At 60.2% G+C, this 20,508-nt stretch carries 17 protein-coding genes; 4 read left to right on the top strand and 13 right to left on the bottom strand.

What is annotated here, in order from left to right; translation table 11 throughout:
• Positions 1-30 precede the first annotated feature (30 nt).
• Positions 31-1,113: a pyridoxal phosphate-dependent aminotransferase gene (locus BB029_RS09580; RefSeq protein WP_065939030.1), complete on the bottom strand. Its 1,083-nt coding sequence runs from the start codon at positions 1,111-1,113 to the stop codon at positions 31-33.
• Between the two features lie 145 nt (positions 1,114-1,258).
• Complete coding sequence (glyA, locus tag BB029_RS09575; protein WP_065939029.1) at positions 1,259-2,614, bottom strand: serine hydroxymethyltransferase; 1,356 nt, start codon at positions 2,612-2,614, stop codon at positions 1,259-1,261.
• Positions 2,615-2,918: 304 nt separating this feature from the next.
• Here glyA and BB029_RS09570 point away from each other — a divergent pair, with 304 nt between their 5' ends.
• Complete coding sequence (locus BB029_RS09570) at positions 2,919-3,524, top strand: helix-turn-helix transcriptional regulator (RefSeq protein WP_083236361.1); 606 nt, start codon at positions 2,919-2,921, stop codon at positions 3,522-3,524.
• A complete protein-coding gene (locus tag BB029_RS09565) occupies positions 3,511-4,389 on the top strand; it encodes a queuosine precursor transporter (RefSeq protein ID WP_027607618.1) in 879 nt (292 codons plus the stop codon). Before BB029_RS09570 ends, BB029_RS09565 begins: the two co-directional genes overlap by 14 nt.
• Before the next feature lie 47 nt (positions 4,390-4,436).
• Here the strand turns inward: BB029_RS09565 and queC are convergent, their stop codons facing one another.
• The 8 genes from queC to hmpA all read right to left on the bottom strand — a co-directional run bounded on the left by queC (position 4,437) and on the right by hmpA (position 12,722).
• Complete coding sequence (gene queC, locus BB029_RS09560; protein WP_065939028.1) at positions 4,437-5,135, bottom strand: 7-cyano-7-deazaguanine synthase QueC; 699 nt, start codon at positions 5,133-5,135, stop codon at positions 4,437-4,439.
• A 104-nt stretch (positions 5,136-5,239) separates the two neighbouring features.
• The gene (gene cyoE, locus BB029_RS09555) at positions 5,240-6,127 is read right to left on the bottom strand and encodes a heme o synthase (RefSeq protein WP_027607620.1); all 888 of its coding nucleotides are present in this window, start codon (positions 6,125-6,127) and stop codon (positions 5,240-5,242) included.
• A gap of 11 nt (positions 6,128-6,138) precedes the next feature.
• Positions 6,139-6,480, bottom strand: coding sequence for a cytochrome o ubiquinol oxidase subunit IV (gene cyoD / locus BB029_RS09550; RefSeq protein WP_010206434.1), 342 nt, complete (start codon positions 6,478-6,480; stop codon positions 6,139-6,141).
• Positions 6,480-7,106 (bottom strand): cytochrome o ubiquinol oxidase subunit III, encoded by a 627-nt coding sequence (locus BB029_RS09545; protein ID WP_010206435.1) that lies wholly within the window; start codon positions 7,104-7,106, stop codon positions 6,480-6,482. Before BB029_RS09545 ends, cyoD begins: the two co-directional genes overlap by 1 nt.
• A gap of 3 nt (positions 7,107-7,109) precedes the next feature.
• Positions 7,110-9,128, bottom strand: a complete 2,019-nt coding sequence (gene cyoB, locus BB029_RS09540; protein WP_065939027.1) for a cytochrome o ubiquinol oxidase subunit I — start codon at positions 9,126-9,128, stop codon at positions 7,110-7,112.
• Positions 9,129-9,131: 3 nt separating this feature from the next.
• A complete protein-coding gene (gene cyoA / locus BB029_RS09535) occupies positions 9,132-10,073 on the bottom strand; it encodes a ubiquinol oxidase subunit II (protein ID WP_027607622.1) in 942 nt (313 codons plus the stop codon).
• Positions 10,074-10,867: 794 nt separating this feature from the next.
• A complete protein-coding gene (locus BB029_RS09530; protein WP_027607623.1) occupies positions 10,868-11,374 on the bottom strand; it encodes a disulfide bond formation protein B in 507 nt (168 codons plus the stop codon).
• 166 nt (positions 11,375-11,540) lie between these two features.
• On the bottom strand, positions 11,541-12,722 hold the full coding sequence (gene hmpA / locus BB029_RS09525; protein WP_065939026.1) for an NO-inducible flavohemoprotein: 1,182 nt from the start codon (positions 12,720-12,722) through the stop codon (positions 11,541-11,543).
• Between the two features lie 147 nt (positions 12,723-12,869).
• Here hmpA and norR point away from each other — a divergent pair, with 147 nt between their 5' ends.
• Positions 12,870-14,414, top strand: a complete 1,545-nt coding sequence (gene norR / locus BB029_RS09520; RefSeq protein WP_065939025.1) for a nitric oxide reductase transcriptional regulator NorR — start codon at positions 12,870-12,872, stop codon at positions 14,412-14,414.
• Positions 14,415-14,479: 65 nt separating this feature from the next.
• Here norR and BB029_RS09515 read toward each other — a convergent pair whose 3' ends face one another.
• Positions 14,480-15,391, bottom strand: coding sequence for a DMT family transporter (locus tag BB029_RS09515; protein ID WP_065939024.1), 912 nt, complete (start codon positions 15,389-15,391; stop codon positions 14,480-14,482).
• A 138-nt stretch (positions 15,392-15,529) separates the two neighbouring features.
• Between BB029_RS09515 and BB029_RS09510 the strand changes: the two genes are divergently transcribed.
• Positions 15,530-16,402, top strand: a complete 873-nt coding sequence (locus BB029_RS09510; RefSeq protein WP_065939023.1) for a helix-turn-helix domain-containing protein — start codon at positions 15,530-15,532, stop codon at positions 16,400-16,402.
• Here BB029_RS09510 and BB029_RS09505 read toward each other — a convergent pair.
• Both BB029_RS09505 and BB029_RS09500 read right to left on the bottom strand, forming a co-directional pair.
• A complete protein-coding gene (locus BB029_RS09505) occupies positions 16,399-18,900 on the bottom strand; it encodes a LuxR C-terminal-related transcriptional regulator (protein WP_065939022.1) in 2,502 nt (833 codons plus the stop codon). The two genes, BB029_RS09510 and BB029_RS09505, sit on opposite strands and share 4 nt — an antisense overlap.
• Before the next feature lie 243 nt (positions 18,901-19,143).
• Complete coding sequence (locus BB029_RS09500; protein WP_065939021.1) at positions 19,144-20,502, bottom strand: DUF1329 domain-containing protein; 1,359 nt, start codon at positions 20,500-20,502, stop codon at positions 19,144-19,146.
• Positions 20,503-20,508: the final 6 nt, after the last annotated feature.

Here is a 20,508-nt window from a genome sequence, read left to right as displayed (position 1 = left end):
GGAGGAAGAAAGCCCCCTCCCACATCGGCGCTAGACCGTCGCCGCAAACACCTCGCGAAACCGCTCCATCTCCCGCTTGTTCCCCACCGTCACGCGCACCCACTGCGGCCAGTTTTTCCACACCCGCCCGATGAACACGCCCTGTGCGGCAAGCTTGTCGATGACCTGCTCGGCCGGTTGCTTCACGTCGATCATGAAGCAGTTGGCCTGGGAGGGCGTGCAGGTGAAGCCACGGCCCTTGAGCCAGGTGATTGTTTCATCGCGCAGCTGAGCATTGAGTGCCTTGCGTTGTGGCAGCAACTTTACGTCTTCCAGGCTGGCGAGGCCGCCGAGCAGGGAAGAACCCGCCGGGACATTGTCACCGCCGAATACCGCCAGCCGTTCCAGCAGCGCCGGGTGGCCGATCGCCAGGCCCAGGCGGGCGCCGGCCATGCCGTAGATTTTCGAGAAGGTGCGCAACACCAACAGGTCGTCATGGTCCTTGACCCAGCTCACCACGCTTGGGGTGTCGGCGAAGTCGATGTAGGCCTCGTCCACCACCAATACGCTGCCTTTGGGCTTGTTCGCCAGCGCCTGGCGAATAGCCTCGGTGGAGGTGATGGTGCCCGTCGGATTGTTGGGATTGCAGACATAGAGCATCCCCGCCTGGGGATCGGCGGCGAGCATGGCGGGAACGTCGTGGGCGTGGTCGGCGTCAAGGTCCACTTCGCGCACCGGCGCCTTACGGGACTCGGCGGCCTGGCGCGGTACTTCGTAGGACGGCGTGGCCATCACCAGGCCGCGGGTTTCGCTGGTGAACGCCAACACCGCGTAGCGCAGCGCGGCCATGGAGCCGGCGAATACCGCCACCTGCTCTTCGGCAATCCCGTGCTGCTGGGCAAACAGGCCGGCCAAGGCGTACATGTGTTTGTACGGATACCGCCCGGCTGTCGCGATGCCGCGCTGCATCGCTTCGCGGGCCGCCGTCGAAGGCCCGTAGGGGCTTTCGTTGTAGTTGAGCAGTACCTTGTCAGTCTTGGTCGGCGCGGGTGCGGCGAGCGCCCAATCCAGGCGCCCGAGCAAAGGCAGGGCGGCGCCAAGAGCGAGAAGGGATCGACGACTAACGCTGACCATGGTGACTACTCCTTGTAGACGGGTGAGGAATTCGCACAGCTCGTATAGAAGAGTATGACGAGACAAGGAACGAAGGATTTAACCGAGCCACCATGAAAAGCCCCGTACAACGTGCGAAGACGGGGCTTTTTTCGAGCAGGGCACTTCAGCGTTCCCAGTAGCCGGCGATGGGATATTTCGCACACAAGGCTTCGAGTTCTGCACGCAGTTGTTGCTGCAGAATCGGTTCGAGGCGGTACGCGTGCTCCCCCAGCGGGGTGACATTGTCCAATACCCGGCACACCAGATCGATGATGTGCCGACAGCCCTCGGCATCGACACCGCGTTGCGCCATGGAGCCCGTGCCGATACACAAGCCACTGGCGACGGCAGACGAACGCGTCTCGCCCGGTATGCGGTTTTTATTCACCACGACACCGCAGCTTTCCAGCGCCGACTCGGCGATAGCGCCGGTAACGCCGCCGCGCAAGCGAATCAGCACGGTATGGTTTTCACTGCGCCCGCCGACCACTTCATAGTCATGGGCCTGAAACGCGCTGGCCACTTCATCGGCCAGGGCGCGAATCCGCCCCATGCACGCGTCGAACTCCGGCGTCATCGCGTAGCCCAGCGCAGCGGCTTTGGCGGCGATCATATTGACCGCCGGCGCGCCCTGCATGCGCGGGAACACGGCTTGTTCAAGTACACGGCTGAAGGTCGCCCTCAAGCCGGGCACCTTGGTATGGGCATCGCGTCCGGACAGGATCAAGCCTCCGCGCGGCCCACCCAGCTGCTTGTGGGTACAGGTGATGGTGACATGCGCGGCGTTGATCGGACTCGGGTGCCGCCCCGTCACGACCAGCCCGGCAATATGAGAAATGTCGGCGAGCAGGATCGCACCCGCTTCATCGGCTATGGCGCGAAACCGCTCGAAATCCACAACCCGCGAATAAGCCGATGCACCGCAGATGATGATGCGTGGGCGATGGGCAAGCGCCAGACTACGCACCTGCACGTAATCGATCAGTCCGTCGGCGGTGGTGCCGTAGCGAATGGCCTTGTAGTAGGCACCGGTAAATACGGCGGGGCTGCCATGGGTAAGGTGCCCACCGTGATCGTGGGCCATGCCCAGCAGGGTATCCCCCGGTTCAAGCAGGGCTGACAGCACTTGGGCGTTGGCGTTGGAAGCCGAGTGCGACTGCACGCCGGCGTAGTGGGCATCGAACAATTCACGCGCCCTGCGGATAGCCAGGGACTCGACCAGATCGACATTCTCGCAGCCCGCCCGATGGCGTCGGCCAGGCGCGCCCTCGGCAGTGATGTTCACCAATGCAGACGCGGAGGCCACCAGGGTGCGGGGTTCGACCGCACAGGAGGACGCGACCAGTGACAGTGTGCGGTGCTGGCGCGCCACTTCCGCATCCAGCAGCATCGCCAACTCCATGTCCTCGGCGTGCAGATCCGCCATGCCTCGGCGCAACAGGTCAGCCTGATCCTGCAGGTGTACGGTATTGACTGCCATGGGGAGAGTCCCTTCCTTGGTCGCTGCGTAGCGGTTCGTCCTGAACCGTGGCGCTCAATTAAACAGTAAATTAAACATTTTCCAAATTAAATGTTCGCTTTTGTCCCCCTTTGCCGAGTAACTGGCCATTTGCCTTACCGCCTGACAGGGTCGAGCATCTTGGGCTTTATTGTTAAGCCACGCGCGTGCAACACTTGCGCCCGCCGCAAAGCCTGAACGCCCTGGATGGGTACTTCAGTGCTGAAAGAGCCTGCGTGGCGTCTTCAAGGATCAACGGTTTTTACTAAAGGGAAGTGGTGAGCACGTGATGCACAGACGAGAAAAAACCGAGCACTTGAAGAGCAACATCAAGTACTTGATCAAGAGCCGCGGCGAGACCCAACTGTCGTTGTGCAGCGCGGCCGGCCTGACCCGCACCACGATCTACAACATCCTCGAAGGCAAGGTCGTCAACGTTCAACAGTCGACCCTGCGCAAGATTTCCGATTTTTTCGGCGTGTCTTACGAAGAAATCGAGACCATCGATTTTGAAGCCAAGGAAATCATTGAGAGCAGTGTTTCGCCCCAGGGCAATATGAACCCGGCAGCCGTGCCTGTGCTCAAGCAAAGCCAGGTCATGCAACACCTGGACAAGCGCATTGGCGAACTGGCCACCCTCTTCCCGCTCACGTACTACTTCGGCGCGTCCCATAACCTGATCGGCGTACAGCTGGAGCATCCCATCGCGGGTGTGAACGAGCCAGGTGACCTGCTGATCATCCAGAAGGGCTCATCGAGCGATACCAAGGAAAAGCTGGTGTTCGACAAGGTCACTCAGGCGCTGTTGATCAGCCGTGAGGCCTGCGCCAACTCAGAACGCCTGTGTGTACTGGGCGATATCATTGAGGAGCGCTTCAATGACCACGCATGAAAGCGAGATAGAAAACAGCAAGTACAAACTGCTTGGCTTCGAAAATGACAAGAGCCTGGCCGTGATCATGATCATCGCCACGGGCAAGATCATCCGGGTCAAGTTGAGCGAAGTCATCAACAGCGAAATCATGGACAACTTAAATAAAATGGAAGTTAAAAACCTGTACAAGAAGTTCTATTCCCAAGGCGGCTCGGTGACCGCGTACGACCTCAATGACCGTAATGAAAACTCATGGATGATCTACATCATCCTGAACCTGCTGCTCTTCACTTTTTATATTTTCACCAGCATCGCCGCGACCAAACCGATCTACATCGAGTCACTCGACATCATCGTCACGCCCGGCACTTTCCTGTATCCGTTGACCTTTTTGATCGTGGACCTGCTCAACGAAAACTTCGGCCTGAGACTCGCCAGAAAGGCCATTCTGTTTGCCTTTGCCAGCAACGCGATGATCATCATCCTGCTCTACGGCTCGACCTTCCTGCCCGGCCTGCCAGGTTGGAAGCTCGACGGTCCTTACAACGACGTGATCGTCCAGGTATCGTCGGTATTGATCGCCTCTTCGGTGTCGTTCCTGGTGTCGGAAAATATCAACTCGTATTTACTGTGCAAGATCAAAGAACTGACCAATTCCAAATACCTGTACCTGCGCATTTTCCTCAGTACGTTCTTTGCGGTGATTATCGACAGCTTCCTGTTCTGCTTCATCGCGTTCTACGGCGCCATGCAGACCAGCGACATCCTGAGCATGATCTACGTACAGATCGCGATCAAAGTCGGCTTTGCGTTCTTCAATATCCTGCCGGCCTACGGTGCCCGCTCGTTGTTCAAGCGTTACCTGACCGCCGCCACTGCCTGATGCGTAGCTGTCGAGCCTTGTCGAGGCTCGACAGCTACGTGTTGGGGTCAGTTCAGCTGCAATTTCTGCTTAAGGCTCTGCATGACCGCTGCCTTGTTCTGCAGGTAGTCATTCAAGCCACGTGCGCGCAGGTTGCACGCATCGCACTCGCCGCAGCCGGTGCCGATAATGCCGTTGTAGCAGGTCAGGGTCTGCTCGCGGACCAGGTCCAGTTGCTGGTGGTAATCCGCCAATGCCCAGGTCTCGGCCTTGTTCAGCCACATCAACGGGGTTTCCAGGCGTACGTCGTACTCCATGCCCAGCTTGAGCGCCTGGTTCAAGGCTTTGACGAACTCATCGCGGCAATCGGGGTAGCCGGAGAAGTCGGTTTCACACACGCCGGTGATGACCGCCCCGGCCTTGACCTGATACGCGTAGATAGCCGCCAGGGTTAAAAACAGAATATTGCGGCCCGGCACAAAGGTGCTCGGCAGGCTTTCGCCGGAGCTGTTCACGGTAGGCACCGGGATGTTGTCGCGGGTCAGGCTGCTGATCGCCAGTTCGTTGAGCAGCGACACGTCCATCACTTTGTGAACGGTGGCCCCCAGTTGCTTGGCCAACTGCCGGGCGACTTCGATTTCCGCGACATGGCGCTGACCGTAATCGAAGGTGATGCAGTGCACTTCGTCATACAGCGGCAGCGCCTGGATCAGGCAGGTCGTCGAATCCTGACCGCCACTGAACACCATAACGGCTTTTTTACTCATCACTTTGCTTCCTGCAGGGGTAGGGTTTGGTCGTAGTTTAAAGGTCACTCAATAAAAAACCCCGCGCTTCTTTCGAAGGCGGGGCCTTTTTATTACTCGGACACTCAGTGGGCGTAGGTCAGCAACAGCTCTTTCGGCACTTGGAAATCCAGGGACATCATCACGCTGAGCGCGGTGATGGTGAAGATCGAGAACACGAACAGCTTGCGCGCCCAGACGGTGTCGTCCACCGCCTTGTAGCCGGTCCAGGCCATGTACAACCAGTACATGCCCATGGCCGCAGCGACGGCAAGGTAGCTCATGCCGGCGTAGCCACTGAAGGTCAACATCAAGGTCGCCACGAGGAAGGCCAGGATGTAGAGCAGGATGTGTTTCTTGGCGACCTGGATGCCACGCTTGACCGGCAGGACCGGAATCGACGCAGCCAGGTAGTCGTTGAAGCGGAAGATCGCGATGGCGTAGGAATGCGGCATCTGCCACAGGCTGAACATCACCAGCAGCACCAGCGCAGCCATGTCGAAGCTATTGGTCACAGCCACATAACCAATCACCGGCGGCATCGCCCCCGACAGACTGCCCACCAGCGTGCCGTGCACCGACTTGCGCTTGAGGTACAGGCTGTAGAGGCCGACGTAGATGACAAAACCGATCACGGCAAACAGCGCCGCCAGCGGGTTGGCCACCTGGTACAACAAAGCCACACCGGCAACACCCAGGACGGTCGCGAAGATCAGTGCCAGCTTCAGGGAGATCAGGCCCTGGACCAGCACGCGATTCTTGGTGCGCTCCATCTTGATGTCGATGTCACGGTCGATGCAGTTGTTGAAGACACAGCCGGAAGCTACCACCAGGGACGTACCGATCATCGCAGCCAGGAAGATGGCCAGATCGACATGTCCCTTGGAGGCCAGGAAGAAACCGCCCGCCACAGAAAGCACGTTACCGAAAATGATCCCCGGTTTGGTGATTTGGATAAAGTGCTTAAGCGACATCGGGTCTTACCTCACTTCGCCATCATGAACGTATGGATGCTGAACATGATCCATATCGACAGGCCAACCAGCAGCAGGATTACTAAGCCTGCGAACACGAACGCAATCACGTTATCGCGCTGCTCTTTAGAGCGATCCAGGTGCAGGAAGTACACCAGGTGAACCAGAACCTGAATCACCGCGAACGCCAGCACGATCATCAAAGTGATCGACTTCGGCAGGGTCGGGTACATCACCAGACCGAACGGGATGAGCGTCAGGATTACCGACAGGATGAAGCCGATGGCGTACGACTTAACGCTGCCGTGGCTCGCATCATGGCTGTCATGGTCATGGGAGTGTGCATTAGCCATTACAGAGTCCCCATCAGGTAAACAACGGTGAAGACGCAGATCCAGACCACGTCCAGGAAGTGCCAGAACAGGCTCAGGCAGCTCAGGCGAGTCTTGTTGGTGTTGGTCAGGCCGTGTTTATTGACCTGATACATCATCACCGCCATCCACAGCAGGCCGGCCGTTACGTGCAGACCGTGGGTACCTACCAGCGTGAAGAACGCCGACAGGAAGCCGGAACGGTGCGGGCCGTAGCCTTCGGAGATCAGCAGGTGGAACTCGTTGATCTCCATGCCGATGAAGCCCAGGCCGAACAGGAAGGTCAGTGCCAACCAGCTCAGGACGCCTTTCTTGTTGCCCTTGTAGAAGGCCAACATGGCGAAGCCGTAGGTGATCGAACTGAACAACAGCAAGGCGGTTTCGCCGAGCACGTAAGGCAGTTCGAAGATGTCGTGGCCCGACGGGCCACCCGCAACGTTGTTTACCAGTACCGCGTACACCGCGAAGATCGACGCAAACAAGATGCAGTCGGTCATCAGGTAGAGCCAGAAACCGAAAACGGTCATCGGCCCCGAGTCGTGGTGATGGTCATCGTGCCCATGGTCATCGACATGGGCGTGTCCAGCATTGGTCACTAAGTTCGACATGGTTTAAGCCTGTTCCAACGAGGTTTCTACACGGTTGGCCGGGATTTTCTTCTCGGCGACCAGGCGAGCGTGCTGCTCGGCTTCGATGCGCTCGATCGTTTCGACCGGCACCATGTAGCCTTGATCATCACGTGCTGCGTGGACAATGAAGTAGCCGATGGTGCCCACCAGGCTCACGATTGCCAGCCACCAGATGTGCCAGATCATCGCGAAACCGAACACGGTCAACAGCGCCCCCATCACCACGCCAGTAGCGGTGTTGCTTGGCATGTGGATCGGCTCGTAGTGCTTGGGCTTCTGGTACGCAGTACCGTCTTCCTTGGCTTCGGTGAACGCATCGATTGTGTTCGCAGTCGGGATCACGGCGAAGTTGTAGAACGGAGGTGGCGACGAGGTCGACCATTCCAGGGTGTGGCCATTCCATGGGTCGCCGGATTCGCAAGCGTTCTGCTTACGGTCACGGATGCTCACGTACAGTTGGATCAACTGGCAGGCGATACCCACAGCGATCATGAGTGCACCAAACATGGCGACGTACAGGTACGGCACCCACTCAGGGTTGGTAGTGGCGTTCAGACGACGGGTCATGCCCATGAAGCCCAGTGCATAGAGCGGCATGAACGCAACGAAGAAGCCCGAGATCCAGAACCAGAACGCAGCCTTGCCCCAGCCTTCGTGCAGCTTGAAGCCGAACGCTTTCGGGAAGTAGAAGCTGAAACCAGCGATGTAGCCGAATACCGCACCACCGATGATCACGTTGTGGAAGTGAGCGATCACGAACAGGCTGTTGTGCAGTACGAAGTCAGCACCCGGAATGGCCAGCAGTACGCCGGTCATGCCGCCGATGGCGAAGGTCACCATGAAGCCCAGGGTCCACAGGACCTGGCTGGTGATGCGCAGACGGCCGTGGTAGATGGTGAACAGCCAGTTGAATAGCTTCACCCCCGTCGGGATGGAAATCAGCATCGTCGCCAGGCCGAAGAAGGCGTTGACGCTGGCCCCCGAACCCATGGTGAAGAAGTGGTGCAGCCACACCATGAAGCCCAGTACGGAGATTGCGCCCGATGCGTAGACCATCGAGTGGTGACCGAACAGGCGCTTGCCGGTAAAGGTCGAGATCACTTCGGAGAAGATACCGAACGCTGGCAGGATCAGGATGTACACCTCAGGGTGACCCCATGCCCAGAACAGGTTCACGTACATCATTGGATTGCCACCAAGTTCATTGGTGAAAATGTGGAAATCCAGGTAACGGTCAAGCGACAGCAGCGCCATGGTAGCGGCCAGGATCGGGAACGACGCCACGATCAGGACGTTGGCCCAGGTGCAGGTCCAGGTGAAGATCGGCATGTCCATCAGTTTCATGCCAGGGGCGCGCATTTTCAGGACGGTGGCCAGGAAGTTGACCCCCGTCAGCGTCGTCCCGAGTCCTGATAACTGTAGCGCCCAGATGTAGTAGTCCACACCCACGCCAGGGCTGTACTGGATGCCCGACAATGGCGGGTACGCAACCCAACCGGTCTTGGCGAATTCGCCGACACCCAGGGAAACGTTGATCAGCACCACGCCGGAAACCAGCAGCCAGAAGCTCAGGGAGTTCAGGAACGGGTAGGCAACGTCACGCGCACCGATCTGCAGCGGCACTGCAAGGTTCATCAGGCCGGTGAAGAAAGGCATCGCCATGAAGATGATCATGATCACACCGTGGGCGGTGAAGATCTGGTCATAGTGTTCAGGCGGCAGGTAGCCAGGCGAACCTTCGGTGGCCATGGCCAACTGGGTACGCATCATGATGGCGTCGGCAAAACCACGCAGCAGCATGACCATGGCAACGATGATGTACATCACGCCGATTTTCTTGTGGTCGACCGACGTCAGCCACTCGGTCCACAGGTAGGTCCACTTCTTGAAATAAGTGATTGCTGCAAACAGTGCCAGACCACCCAGCGCGATCATGGCGATGGTAATCATCACAATCGGCTCGTGGAACGGGACCGCATCCCAACTTAATTTACCAAACATCGTTTACTCCTCTGCCCCAGCAGTTGAATGCGAGCCCGTGTCAGAACCTTCAACCGCGGCCACTTCTTTCTTCTCGTGCTTGACCGGCTTGCCTGGCTTCATACCTTCGTACTTGTCGACGATTTTCTGAAACAGGTTCGGCTCATACGCGGAGTACAGGGCGACAGGGTTGTTCTGGCTTGGTTTGGTCAGGGCGTCGTATTCAGCTTGATCAAGCTGTTTAGGTGCGGCCTTGACTTCGGCTACCCAGGCGTTGAAATCTTCCTGGCTCGTCGAGATCGCTTTGAATTTCATGCCGGTGAAGCCAGCGCCGCTGTAGTTCGCGGAGATGCCTTCCATTTCAGCTTTTTCGTTGGCGATCAGGTGCAGTCGGGTCTGCATGCCTGCCATCGCGTAGATCTGACCGCCCAGGGCAGGGATGAAGAACGAGTTCATCACGGCGTCGGAGGTGATCCGGAAGTTAAGCGGGGTGTTCTCAGGGAAGCGAATCTGGTTGACCGTGGCGATACCCAGGTCCGGGTAGATGAACAGCCACTTCCAGTCCAGCGCGACCACTTCGATGTTGATCGGCTTGACGTCGGACTCCAGCGGACGGTACGGGTCCAGCTCGTGGGTCGACTTATAGGTGATGTAACCCAGGGCGATGATGATGAGGATCGGGACCAGCCACACCGCGATTTCGATCTTGGTGGAGTGCGACCACTTAGGCGCGTAGGTCGCGCTGGTGTTCGACGCGCGGTATTTCCAGGCGAAGGCAAAGGTCATGATGATCACAGGCACCACGACCAACAGCATCAGCAGGGTGGCAGTGATGATCAGGTTTCGTTGATCCAGACCGATCTGTCCTTTTGGGTCCATCAAGGTCCACTTGCAGCCTCCCAGCATTAACATCATGCCAAGCAGCGGCAAAAAGCCTAGTAATCGGGGGTACCTGTTTTTACTCATCTCACGACCTCTAAAGCAGCTTGCGCAATGCAGTTGGGTTTTGATCGCCAACACTTCACCCTGCCAAGGGTTGGCATTTCTCTTCGATTGAATAAGAGCCTGCCCGGCACGCCATATAACGGAGCGTTTCACGGACCTGCGGTGAGTTCTTATTCGATTTCGTGGTTAAAGGCCTTGTTACAGACCAATTCCCTTTGGTGCGGATAGTTGAAAGGCTGCCGGAACCTTGGGGTCGCACAGAGCCGTCCATCTGCCCCTCGACCGCTCCAGTGCTCAAAGATTGAGCAGCACCGGACATTCAGTGCGGGCGATTGTAGTTAGCTAGCGATGTATAAACCATGTCTTATAAAGAAATAATTTTTATCGATTACAGCAATAATCCTTCACCAATATTGCAATGGTTCGCGATCTTATCGCGTTCAATTCTCAACAAAAACCACAAAAATTGCCGTGTTATAGGGCAAACGGTCACAGCCCTTACACCCCGTAAGGGTCTACGAAACCTATGCAACCCCCCATAAAACAAGGCATTCGGACATCACTCAAAGCCTTGTACGACGTGAGGTACGTGGCGTCGTCCAAACCACGAACTGACAGCACATCCTGGAGGCTTTTTGCAAATTTAAGCGTTGGTTTGGCGGGTCAGAAACGTCCTGCGGCGGCTTCCGTGTGACAACATGTCGCACACTGCGCGCAGCCAAAATTGTCCGGCGTCACGCTCTGTTCACAAAAGCCTACATGCAAAAACGCCCCGGCCTACATTGAGGAAAGACCGGGGCGTTTCACTGATGGGTTCAGCCTTTGTGGCGGCGATTACGATAGATGCCCAGGGGCACCAGGATGACCGTCAGCACGAACGCCACCAGCGCCCATTGCGCCAAAGACAGGCCCAGCACCGGCGGGTACGGGGTGCTGCAGAAGCCATCGACCTGGAAGCCCAGCGGGAAGACCTTGGCCAGGGGCAGGTCGTCGACGATAGGTTGCAGTACATCGACGCCGCAGCTCACCTGCGGAAAGAACTGGGTGTACACATGGTGACCGGCCGCGGCCACCCCGCCGAGGGCGCTGAGTACCACCAGGCCTTCGAACAGCGTGAGGGCGCCCTTGGTGCGCATGGCGGCACCGATGAACGCGAAGATCGCAATCAACAGCAAGGCATAGCGTTGCAGGATGCACAACGGGCACGGCGCCTCGCCCAACACCACCTGCATGTACAACGCTCCACCGATCAGCGCCAGGCAGATGATGCCCAGCAACACCAGAAAGCGCCGCTCCCTGCCTAAACGCAATTCGTCACTCATCCCCGTATCCCTTTGTTTGGTTGTACCAATGGCCGCAAGTTTACACACAGAGAGTGGTTTAAACAGAGAGGGGTTAACAGGGGATTAATCGAGAGGAACAGAGATCCAAATGTGGGAGAGGCAAGCCCCCTCCCACATTATTTTGAACAGTGTGAACCTTCAGGTCTTATTCCAAGGCAGCCGCCGGGCCGAAGAATTCGTAGCGACTTTGCTTTTCGGGTACGCCCAGAGCCTTGAGGTGGCGCTTGATCGCCGCCATGAAGCCTTTAGGTCCCAGGAAGTACGCGTCCAGGTCACGCTGCTCCGGCAACCACGCCGCCAGTTGCTCCTGGCTCAACAGACCGACTTTATCCGCCGCCGGGCTCACGCCGTCGTCCTCGGCATAGCAATAAAAGCGCTTGAGCTGCGGGTGCTTGGCCGCCAGTGCATCCACCCAATCGCGGAACGCATGCACCCCGCCATTGCGCGCGCAGTGGATAAAGTGCACCGGACGCTCGGTGGCCAGTGCGGCCTCCAGCATCGGCAAGGTTGGGGTGATCCCTACCCCGCCGCTGATCAGCACCAGCGGCTTATCGCTGGCCGCCAGGGTGAACTCGCCCGACGGCGGAAACAGGTCAATCGTCGCACCGACCTGCAACTGGTCATGCAGGTGATTGGAAACCCGCCCGCCGGCCTCGCGCTTGACGCTGATGCGGTATTCACCCCCATCACTCAACGCCGACAGTGAATAGTTGCGGCGCACTTCCTCACCGTCGAGCACCAGCCTCATGCCGATGTATTGGCCCGGCGCGGCCGCGAGGATCGCCCCGTTGTCCGCCGGCGCGAAATAGAAGGAAGTGATCTCGGCGCTCTCCTCTACGCGCTTGACCACAGTGAACGCCCGCGCACCGCGCCAGCCGCCGGGGGCCTGGGCTTTCTCTGCGTAAATAGCGGCTTCGGCACCGATCAGGATGTCCGCCAGTTGGCCGTACGCGGCGCCCCAGGCATTCATCACCTCAGGGGTGGCGATCTCACTGCCCAGCACCTCGGAAATCGCCCGCAGCAGGCAAGCGCCCACGATCGGGTAATGCTCCGGCAGGATCTGCAAGGCGACGTGCTTGTTGATGATCTTCGCCACCAGGTCGCCCAGTTGGTCGAGCTGATCGATATGCCGCGCGTACATCAATACGCCGTTGGCCAGGGCCCGGGGCTGGTCACCGCTGGCCTGGTGAGCCTGGTTGAACAGCGGGCGAACCTCAGGGTACTCGGAGAGCATCATGCGGTAGAAATGGGTGATCAGCGCTTCACCGCCGCTTTCCAGCAGGGGCACGGTGGATTTGACAATGGCACGGTCTTGGGCACTAAGCATGGGAGCCTCCTGGGCTTCTTTACTGGTTGCCCTTAGCTACTCAGTATTCATGCCAACTTATAAACCCTTTAATTTCAATAGGTTGAACATTATGTAGTCAGTATGACCTCCTACACCTTATAGTCATATAGACTACAAGGAGTCATTATGACTGCACACTCACTGCTCACCACCCTGCTGCCGCTGGTCGCCGACCTGTCGCGGGAACTGCCCGAAGGCGAACGCTATCGACGCCTGCTGCAAGCCATGCGCGCCCTGTTGCCGTGTGATGCGGCCGCCCTGCTGCGCCTGGACGGGGAGTCGCTGGTGCCGCTGGCGGTGGATGGCTTGAGCGCAGACACCCTGGGCCGCCGCTTCAAGGTCAGCGAACATCCGCGCTTCGCCGTGTTGCTCAGCAGCCCTGGGCCCACACGCTTTGACAGTGACAGCGAATTGCCCGATCCCTACGACGGCCTGGTCGATGGCGTGCACGGCCACCTGGAAGTCCACGACTGCATGGGCTGCCCGCTGTTCGTCGACGACCTGCCCTGGGGCCTGTTGACCCTGGACGCGCTGGACACCGAACGCTTCGAACGCGTGGAACTGGACGCCCTGCAAGCCTTCGCCAGCCTCGCCGCCGCCACCGTCAACGTGGCCGAACGTATCGAACGCCTGGCATTGCGCGCCGAAGACGAACACCAGCGCGCCGAGATCTACCGCCAGGCCAGCGGCCAGCAGCACAAGGAAATGATCGGCCAGAGTAAAACCCACAAGCGCCTGGTGGAAGAAATCAAGCTGGTGGGTGGCAGCGACCTCACGGTGCTGATCACCGGCGAAACCGGGGTGGGCAAGGAACTGGTGGCCCAGGCTATTCACGCGGCGTCGTCCCGGGCGGACAAACCACTGATCAGCCTCAACTGCGCGGCCCTGCCGGAAACCCTGGTGGAAAGCGAGTTGTTCGGCCATGTGCGTGGCGCCTTCACCGGCGCGCTGAATGAACGGCGCGGCAAGTTCGAGCTGGCCAATGGCGGCACGCTGTTTCTGGACGAAGTGGGCGAACTGTCCCTGAGCGTGCAGGCCAAGCTGCTGCGGGTGCTGCAAAGCGGCCAGTTGCAGCGCCTGGGATCGGACAAGGAACACCAGGTGGATGTGCGCCTGATCGCCGCCACCAACCGCGACCTCGCCGACGAAGTGCGCAACGGCCGCTACCGCGCCGACTTCTACCACCGCCTGAGCGTGTACCCGCTGCAAGTGCCGGCCCTGCGCGAGCGCGGGCGTGATGTGTTGCTGCTGGCCGGCTTCTTCCTCGAGCAGAACCGCTCACGCATGGGCCTGGGCAGCCTGCGCCTGACCAGCGATGCCCAGGCGGCGCTGCTGGCCTATAACTGGCCGGGCAATGTGCGGGAGCTGGAACATTTGATCGGCCGCAGCGCGCTGAAAGCCCTGGGCAACTGTCGCGAACGCCCGAAGATTCTGAGCCTGAGTGCCCAGGACCTGGACTTGCCCGACGTCAGCACGCCGGCGATCGAAGCAGCGGCAGAAACCGCCCTGGCCGTCACCGGTGACCTGCGCCAGGCCACCGAGGACTACCAACGCCAAGTGATCAACGCCTGCCTGGAACGCCACCAGCACAACTGGGCCGGCGCCGCCCGCGAACTGGGCCTGGACCGCGCCAACCTCGGCCGGATGGCCAAGCGTTTAGGGCTCAAATAAACCAGACAACTCGGTCAAATGTGAGAAATGCAGGAAATGTGGGAGAAGGTTTACCCCCTCCCACACTAGACCTGCTTTGCCTGAAGGATCGGATTCACCGGCTGAGCCACCTTAGGCTTACGAAACACCAACACATTCCCCAGCATCACCAGTACCAACCCCGCCAACGCCGGCGCGGTCCACTGGTAGCCTTCGGCAAACGCCGACACATTCAGCGCCACCACCGGGAACAGCACCGTGCAATACGCCGCACGCTCCGGTCCCATGCGCCCGACCAAGGTCAGGTACGCGGTAAAACCGATCACCGAACCCGGAATCACCAGGTACCACAACGCACCGATGTAACGTGCGCTCCAGTCCATCTCAAACGGAATGCCGCGCACCACGCAGTAGGTCGCCAGCATCAACGAACCATACAACATGCCCCAGGCATTCGTGGTCAACGGCCTCAAACCGGCCTTCTGCTGCAGGCTCGAGAGCATATTGCCCGCCGAGAAACACATCGTCCCCAGCAATGCCAACCCCAAACCCAGCAAGGTCTGCGGACTGGCGGTATGCCCCACCAGTTCCGGCCAGAACAGCAGGCCCAAGCCGGCCAAGCCCAGGCCACCGCCCATCAACACATTGCGTGCCACCCGCTGACCGAAAAACACCCGGGCATTAAGCGCATTCCACAGCGTGGCGGTGGAAAACACCACCGCCACCAGGCCGCTGGGGATCCATTGGCTGGCCGTGAGAAAGCACATGAAGTTGACACAGAACAGGCACAACCCCTGGGCCAGGCAGATGAGGTGCCCGCGCCGGTTCATCACCTGCAACTTGCGACTGACCAGCAACAACGCAAACAACACCAGGGCCGCCAGGCCGAAGCGGTAGACGATGGACACGGGAATCGCCACCACGCCCAATTGCCATTTGAGGGCGATCCAGGTGGTGCCCCAGATCAGCACAGTGAGTAAGTACAGGGAAAGGTTCATAGCGGGCTCCATCGATTGAGCCACAGTGTCGCCTTCAACCCGGGCAAGGCTCTTGCACAATCTTGCGCTTTTGTCGGGCGATGGGATCACAGCGCCAGCCTCGCGGAGTAGGATGCAAGGCGTCGGAGAATACACACCATGCCAGACCTGGAATCCCTGCAAGTCTTCCAAGCCCTTAACCGCTCGCCCAACGCACGCCTGGAAGCCTGCGCCGAGCTCGGTGACGGCTTGTCCGCGGCCTTGTGGAGCAACCATCACGATTCCCAGGACTACCAGGCGCCCAGCCATCACACCTTGTCCTGCTATGTCGGTGGCGGCACCGGCACGTTTCGGCGCGACCGTCCGGGCACCAAGGGCGGCCCCGACAAACTGTGCATCCTGCCTGCCGAGCACCAATCGGCCTGGGTGATCAACGGTGAGATCCGCCTGGCCCACGTGTATTTCAGCCCGGAACAATTTGCCCTGGGCTGCGTTACCCTGCTTGACCGCGAACCGCGCACGCTGGAGCTGCGGGAAAGTACCTTCCTGGAAGACCAGCGCCTGGCCCGACGCTTCCACCAGTTGATTGCCCTCAACTGGGATGAACCCGCCGAACGCCTGCTCACCAGCAGCCTCGCCCATGAAATGCTCAGCCACACCCTGCTCAGCCAGGTGGGCGCCCGCGAAGGCCTGCGGTTGAAAGGCGGGCTGGCCGCCTACCAACGACGGTTGCTGGTGGACTACATCGACCAGCACTTGGAGGAGCCTATCAGCCTTGGGCAACTGGCTGGGTTGTGCGCGTTGTCGGAATACCATTTCGCACGGATGTTTCGCCAAAGCTTCGGCCTGCCGCCCCATCAGTACCTGCTGGCGCGCCGGCTGACCCGCGCGCAAAACCTGCTGCGTGGCGGCGCCCTGCCGTTGGGCGAGATTGCCCTGCTATGCGGTTTTTCCAGCGCCAGCCACTTTACCCATCGCTTCCGCCAGGCCATGGGCGCGACGCCCGGCGAATACCGTCAGGCGTTCATCTAAACCATCAGGCCCAAGGTCTTGGCCTTGGCCACCGCCTGGGTACGCCGCTCTACGCCAAGCTTGCTGTGAATGCGCCGCGCGTGGGTCTTGACGGTGTGCAGGGAGATAAACAGGCGGTCGGCGATCTCCAGGTTGGAACTGCCGAGGGCGATCAGTTGCAAAACTTCCAGCTCACGCTGGCTCAAGGGGCTTTCCACCGTGCCCGGGGTTGATGCCTGAGGTTCCAGGCCCAGCTCACTCAGCAGTCCCGGCGCGCGCAGGCGCAATTCGCGAATCGCTTGCTGCACCTGGCAACGCGCCGCCAGCTCCAGGCCGGCTTGCAGCGAGCGGCGCGCCAAGGCCGGATCACCCAGCTGCCAGGCGACTTCGCCCAGCACCAGGTGCAGTTCGATTTCCAGGCACAGCATGCCGCGCTGATGGGTGGCTTGCAGCAAGGCGTTGAGCCGTTCCAGCGGTTGCTCGGCGCAGCCCAGCTTCACCTCCGCCAGCACCAACAGGTATTCAAGACGCGGGATCAGTTCCAGGGTGGCCGGCGGTGCTTGTTTGGCCTGGGGCCCACGGAAGTGACGCAGCACGCGGCGCACCGCTTCCACGGTCAATTCGGCGCGCCCCTGCTGCAACCAGAAGTGCCCGCTGACCAACAGCAGCACCGCGCGGTACACCGTGTCCGGCACCTGGCGTTGCTGCATCAGCCGCTCGGCCTCACGCAACTGGACAAAGGCCTGGGCGTAATCGCCACGGTTGGCAGCCAACAGCGCCAGGCCGAGAAAGCCGTAGAGCACGCGCTTGTCCTGGCTGTGCAGGCACATCTTCAAGCCCGTGTCGAAACACTCGGCGGCCAGGCTGTCCTGGCCCTGGCGCAAGGCCAGGTGCCCGCGCCGCAAGGCGATACGCCCCACCAAGGGGCCGGCCTTTAGCCGCTGCTCAAGTAACATGGCCTGTACATTTTCCAGCAGGCTCTGGGCCCGGTACGGTGCCCCGCGCTGTTCCAGCAGTTGAGCGTGATCCAGTTCAAGCAGCGCCTCCAGCAGCAACGAACCCTGGGCGCGCGCCAGGCACAGCGCTTCGCGGTTCAGGCTTTGGGCCACGTCCAGTTCGCCGCGCAACAAGGCCTGCTGGGTCAGGCCCGACAGGCACATCAGCCGCGAGGTCCACGCGCTGTCGGGCAAGGCTTGCAGCGCCTCCAGAAAATGCAGGCGCGAGCCCTCGGCATCGCCGCCCAGGTGCAGCAGCCAGCCCCATTGCGCCTGCCAGCGCGCCAACAAATACCGCTGTTGCGCCGCCGTCGGTTGCGGGGCAAACCGGGCCAGTTGATCGATGCACACCGCGGCCTGCTCGAAGCGCCCGGCAAACAGCAACGCCGCCGTCACCAGCCCCACCAGTTGTGCCGAGCCGAGCATCAATTCATCGCCATGCTGCTCATGCAGGTGCAACAGCAAGACGGCGTTCTGCTGGCGGAACAGGTCCTCGAAACTGAAATGCTGCAACAGGCTCACCGCCATTTCATATTCTTCGGCCAGCAGCGCCTGTTCGAAGGCGGCCTGCCAGTCCTGTTCGGCGCAGAACCATTGGCAGGCGCGGCGATGCCAGGAGCGTTTGGCCGGCCAGGGTTCGTTTTGCATCAGTTGCGCCAGGGGCGGAAAAACCTGCAGCCAGTCGGTGTCTTCCCACGGCTGGATAAAGGCGCCGAGCACCTGCAGATCCCTCAGGTACTGGTCACCGTCTCCCGCGCCGAACAAGTGCTCGCACAAGCCGGCGTTGAAGCGCGGCAGATGAGCCAGTACGCGCCAGGCCTCCGCCAGCTCCGGCGGCAGTGTGCTGAACAGTTCGTGTTGCAGGTAGTCGAGCAAGGTCTTGTCGGGGTGCCCATCCCCCAGCAGGGCGATGCGCACACCCGCGCACCAACCGGCGCTGAACTGCTGCACGCTGTCGACCGAATGCCCGGGGGCATGGCTGAGCAGTTGCTGGATTTCCCCAGGGCTGAAGGCCAGTTCGGCGCCGCATTCGAGCAACTCATCGTCGAGCAGCAGGCGCGGCCAGTTGCACGCCGGTCGCCGTCGTGCGCCCAGCCACCAGGTCAGGGCCGGGCTGCTGGCGGTGAGCAGCCGGTCAAGCAAGGCGTCGGTGTCGGGCGTGGGCAAGCGGCAAAAATCATCAAGGAAAAGCCACGCCGAAGCCTGCCAGCGACTGAGATCGAGCAGCAGGGTGGCTTCATCGGTAAACGTCAGGCCCAGGTTTTGCGCCAGCCGCAGGCACAGGTCGAGGGGGCTGAGCACCGCGCCATTGAGGGGCAACCAGTACACCTGGCAACCCGCAGGCGCCTGCAACGCACATTCGGCGAGCAGCGCACTCTTGCCACTGCCGCCGGGGGCGCAGAGTAATTTGACCCTGGCCTGGTCCGTCAGCAACGGCTCGGCCAGGCGTGGGCGCAGCAGATGGTGAACGGACAGCCGGGGCATGAATCCAGGACGGTCCAGGCAGCGTGTCATGGCAGTCATTGCTGCATCCTGCTTTTTTATTGTTATGCAACCTGGTGCTTACCCTAGTCCTGTGGCGGGTGGTTGTTGAAGAAGTATTCAGCGGGGTGATTGAAGGCCATGCACAGAACCCCATGTGTACAAAACCCACTGTGGGAGGGGGCTTGCTCCCGATGAGGGACTGTCAGTCACTGGATTGGTTGACTGATACACCGTCATCGGGGGCAAGCCCCCTCCCACATTTGATTGCATTTCATATTGGGATCAGCGTACGCCTTCAGCCCTCAACGCCGCCGGGGTGTAGTCCGCTGCCTTGGCCGCAAAGCCGAACACGAAGCTGCTCTTCTCCTCGTTCTTCATGCCCAGTGCGATGTAGCGCCCGGCAATGATGTCGTACAGGGTCTCGACGGTGTAGGCCGGCACCTGGTGGTCGTAGTAGAACTGCGCATGGCCTTCGGCGACGCGCCACAGTTGGCCACGACCGTCGTAGTGATCCACCAGCGCGACTTGCCAGCTGTCTTCGTCGATGTACATGTGGCGCTTGGCGTAGATGTGCCGCTCGCTCGGCTTGACCGTGCCGACCACTTCCCACACGCGGTGCAGTTCGTAACGGGTCAGGTCCTGGTTGATATGACCGGCCTTGATGATGTCGTCGTACTTGAGCGACGGCGAATCGAGCTTGTAGCTGTTGTAGGGGATGTACATCTCTTTCTTGCCCACCAGCTTCCAGTCATAGCGGTCAGGGGCGCCGGAGAACATGTCGAAGTTGTCGGTGGTGCGCAGGCCGTCGGATGCGGTGCCCGGGCCGTCATAGGACACTTGCGGCGCGCGGCGCACGCGGCGCTGGCCGGCGTTGTAGATCCAGGCCAGGCGCGGTTCCTTCACCTGGTCGAGGGTCTCGTGCACCAGCAGTACGTTGCCCGCCAGGCGTGCCGGGGCGGTCACCGATTGCTTGAAATAGCTCAGCACGTTGGCCGCCTTGGCCTGGTCGATATCGGGAATCGCCTGGGGCACCGCCACTTCCTCCTCGAAGCGGATCGGCGTGTAGCTGCCATTGGTCTGCGGGGTGGCCTGGGTGATGATGCGGCGCAGGTTGCCACCGTGGTAGCGGGTGATGTGGTTCCACAGCACTTCCACGCCATTCTTGGGAATCGGGAAAGCGTAGTACCGGTTGCCGGTGAAGTTTTCCAGGCCGTTGCCGTCGTTGATCGTCTTGACGTTCAGCGCGCTGCGCTTGATCGACTCGTAGATGTCCGGTGGCAGGTTGACCGTACGGTGGCTCGGGTACACCGGGATCTTGTAGGTCTCGGGGTAGCGCTTGAACATCGCCACCTGGCCGTCGGAGAGTTTGTCCTTGTACTTGTCCACCGTGGCGGCGGTGATCACGAACAGCGGTTTTTCATTGGCGAACGGGTCGGCGAGAAAGCCCTTGCTGTCTATCGCGCCGGCGTTTTTCGGGATACCGCCGGTCCACGCCGGGATCGAGCCATCGGCGTTGCCGGCTTTTTCGGCGCCGACCGGTGTCAGGGTGGTGCCCAGCTTGGCCGCCTCTTCCGGCGACACCGCCGCCATCACGTGGGAAGCCAACAGGCTGAGGGCCAATACTGCAATTGTCTTACGCATGGATTC

This window comes from Pseudomonas sp. S3E12 (assembly GCF_001702295.1).
GTDB lineage: Bacteria > Pseudomonadota > Gammaproteobacteria > Pseudomonadales > Pseudomonadaceae > Aquipseudomonas > Aquipseudomonas marginalis.
Note: the sequence above shows the minus strand (reverse complement) of the source record. Positions and strands in the feature narration are given on the sequence as shown.

Bases quoted from the DNA above. Each gene is read 5' to 3' on its own strand.
- BB029_RS09580 (WP_065939030.1), bottom strand. From the start codon at position 1,113: ATGGTCAGCGTTAGTCGTCGATCCCTTCTCGCTCTTGGCGCCGCCCTG.
- glyA (WP_065939029.1), bottom strand. From the start codon at position 2,614: ATGGCAGTCAATACCGTACACCTGCAGGATCAGGCTGACCTGTTGCGC.
- BB029_RS09565 (WP_027607618.1), top strand. From the start codon at position 3,511: ATGACCACGCATGAAAGCGAGATAGAAAACAGCAAGTACAAACTGCTT.
- queC (WP_065939028.1), bottom strand. From the start codon at position 5,135: ATGAGTAAAAAAGCCGTTATGGTGTTCAGTGGCGGTCAGGATTCGACG.
- cyoE (WP_027607620.1), bottom strand. From the start codon at position 6,127: ATGTCGCTTAAGCACTTTATCCAAATCACCAAACCGGGGATCATTTTC.
- cyoD (WP_010206434.1), bottom strand. From the start codon at position 6,480: ATGGCTAATGCACACTCCCATGACCATGACAGCCATGATGCGAGCCAC.
- BB029_RS09545 (WP_010206435.1), bottom strand. From the start codon at position 7,106: ATGTCGAACTTAGTGACCAATGCTGGACACGCCCATGTCGATGACCAT.
- cyoB (WP_065939027.1), bottom strand. From the start codon at position 9,128: ATGTTTGGTAAATTAAGTTGGGATGCGGTCCCGTTCCACGAGCCGATT.
- cyoA (WP_027607622.1), bottom strand. From the start codon at position 10,073: ATGAGTAAAAACAGGTACCCCCGATTACTAGGCTTTTTGCCGCTGCTT.
- BB029_RS09530 (WP_027607623.1), bottom strand. From the start codon at position 11,374: ATGAGTGACGAATTGCGTTTAGGCAGGGAGCGGCGCTTTCTGGTGTTG.
- hmpA (WP_065939026.1), bottom strand. From the start codon at position 12,722: ATGCTTAGTGCCCAAGACCGTGCCATTGTCAAATCCACCGTGCCCCTG.
- norR (WP_065939025.1), top strand. From the start codon at position 12,870: ATGACTGCACACTCACTGCTCACCACCCTGCTGCCGCTGGTCGCCGAC.
- BB029_RS09515 (WP_065939024.1), bottom strand. From the start codon at position 15,391: ATGAACCTTTCCCTGTACTTACTCACTGTGCTGATCTGGGGCACCACC.
- BB029_RS09510 (WP_065939023.1), top strand. From the start codon at position 15,530: ATGCCAGACCTGGAATCCCTGCAAGTCTTCCAAGCCCTTAACCGCTCG.
- BB029_RS09505 (WP_065939022.1), bottom strand. From the start codon at position 18,900: ATGACTGCCATGACACGCTGCCTGGACCGTCCTGGATTCATGCCCCGG.
- BB029_RS09500 (WP_065939021.1), bottom strand. From the start codon at position 20,502: ATGCGTAAGACAATTGCAGTATTGGCCCTCAGCCTGTTGGCTTCCCAC.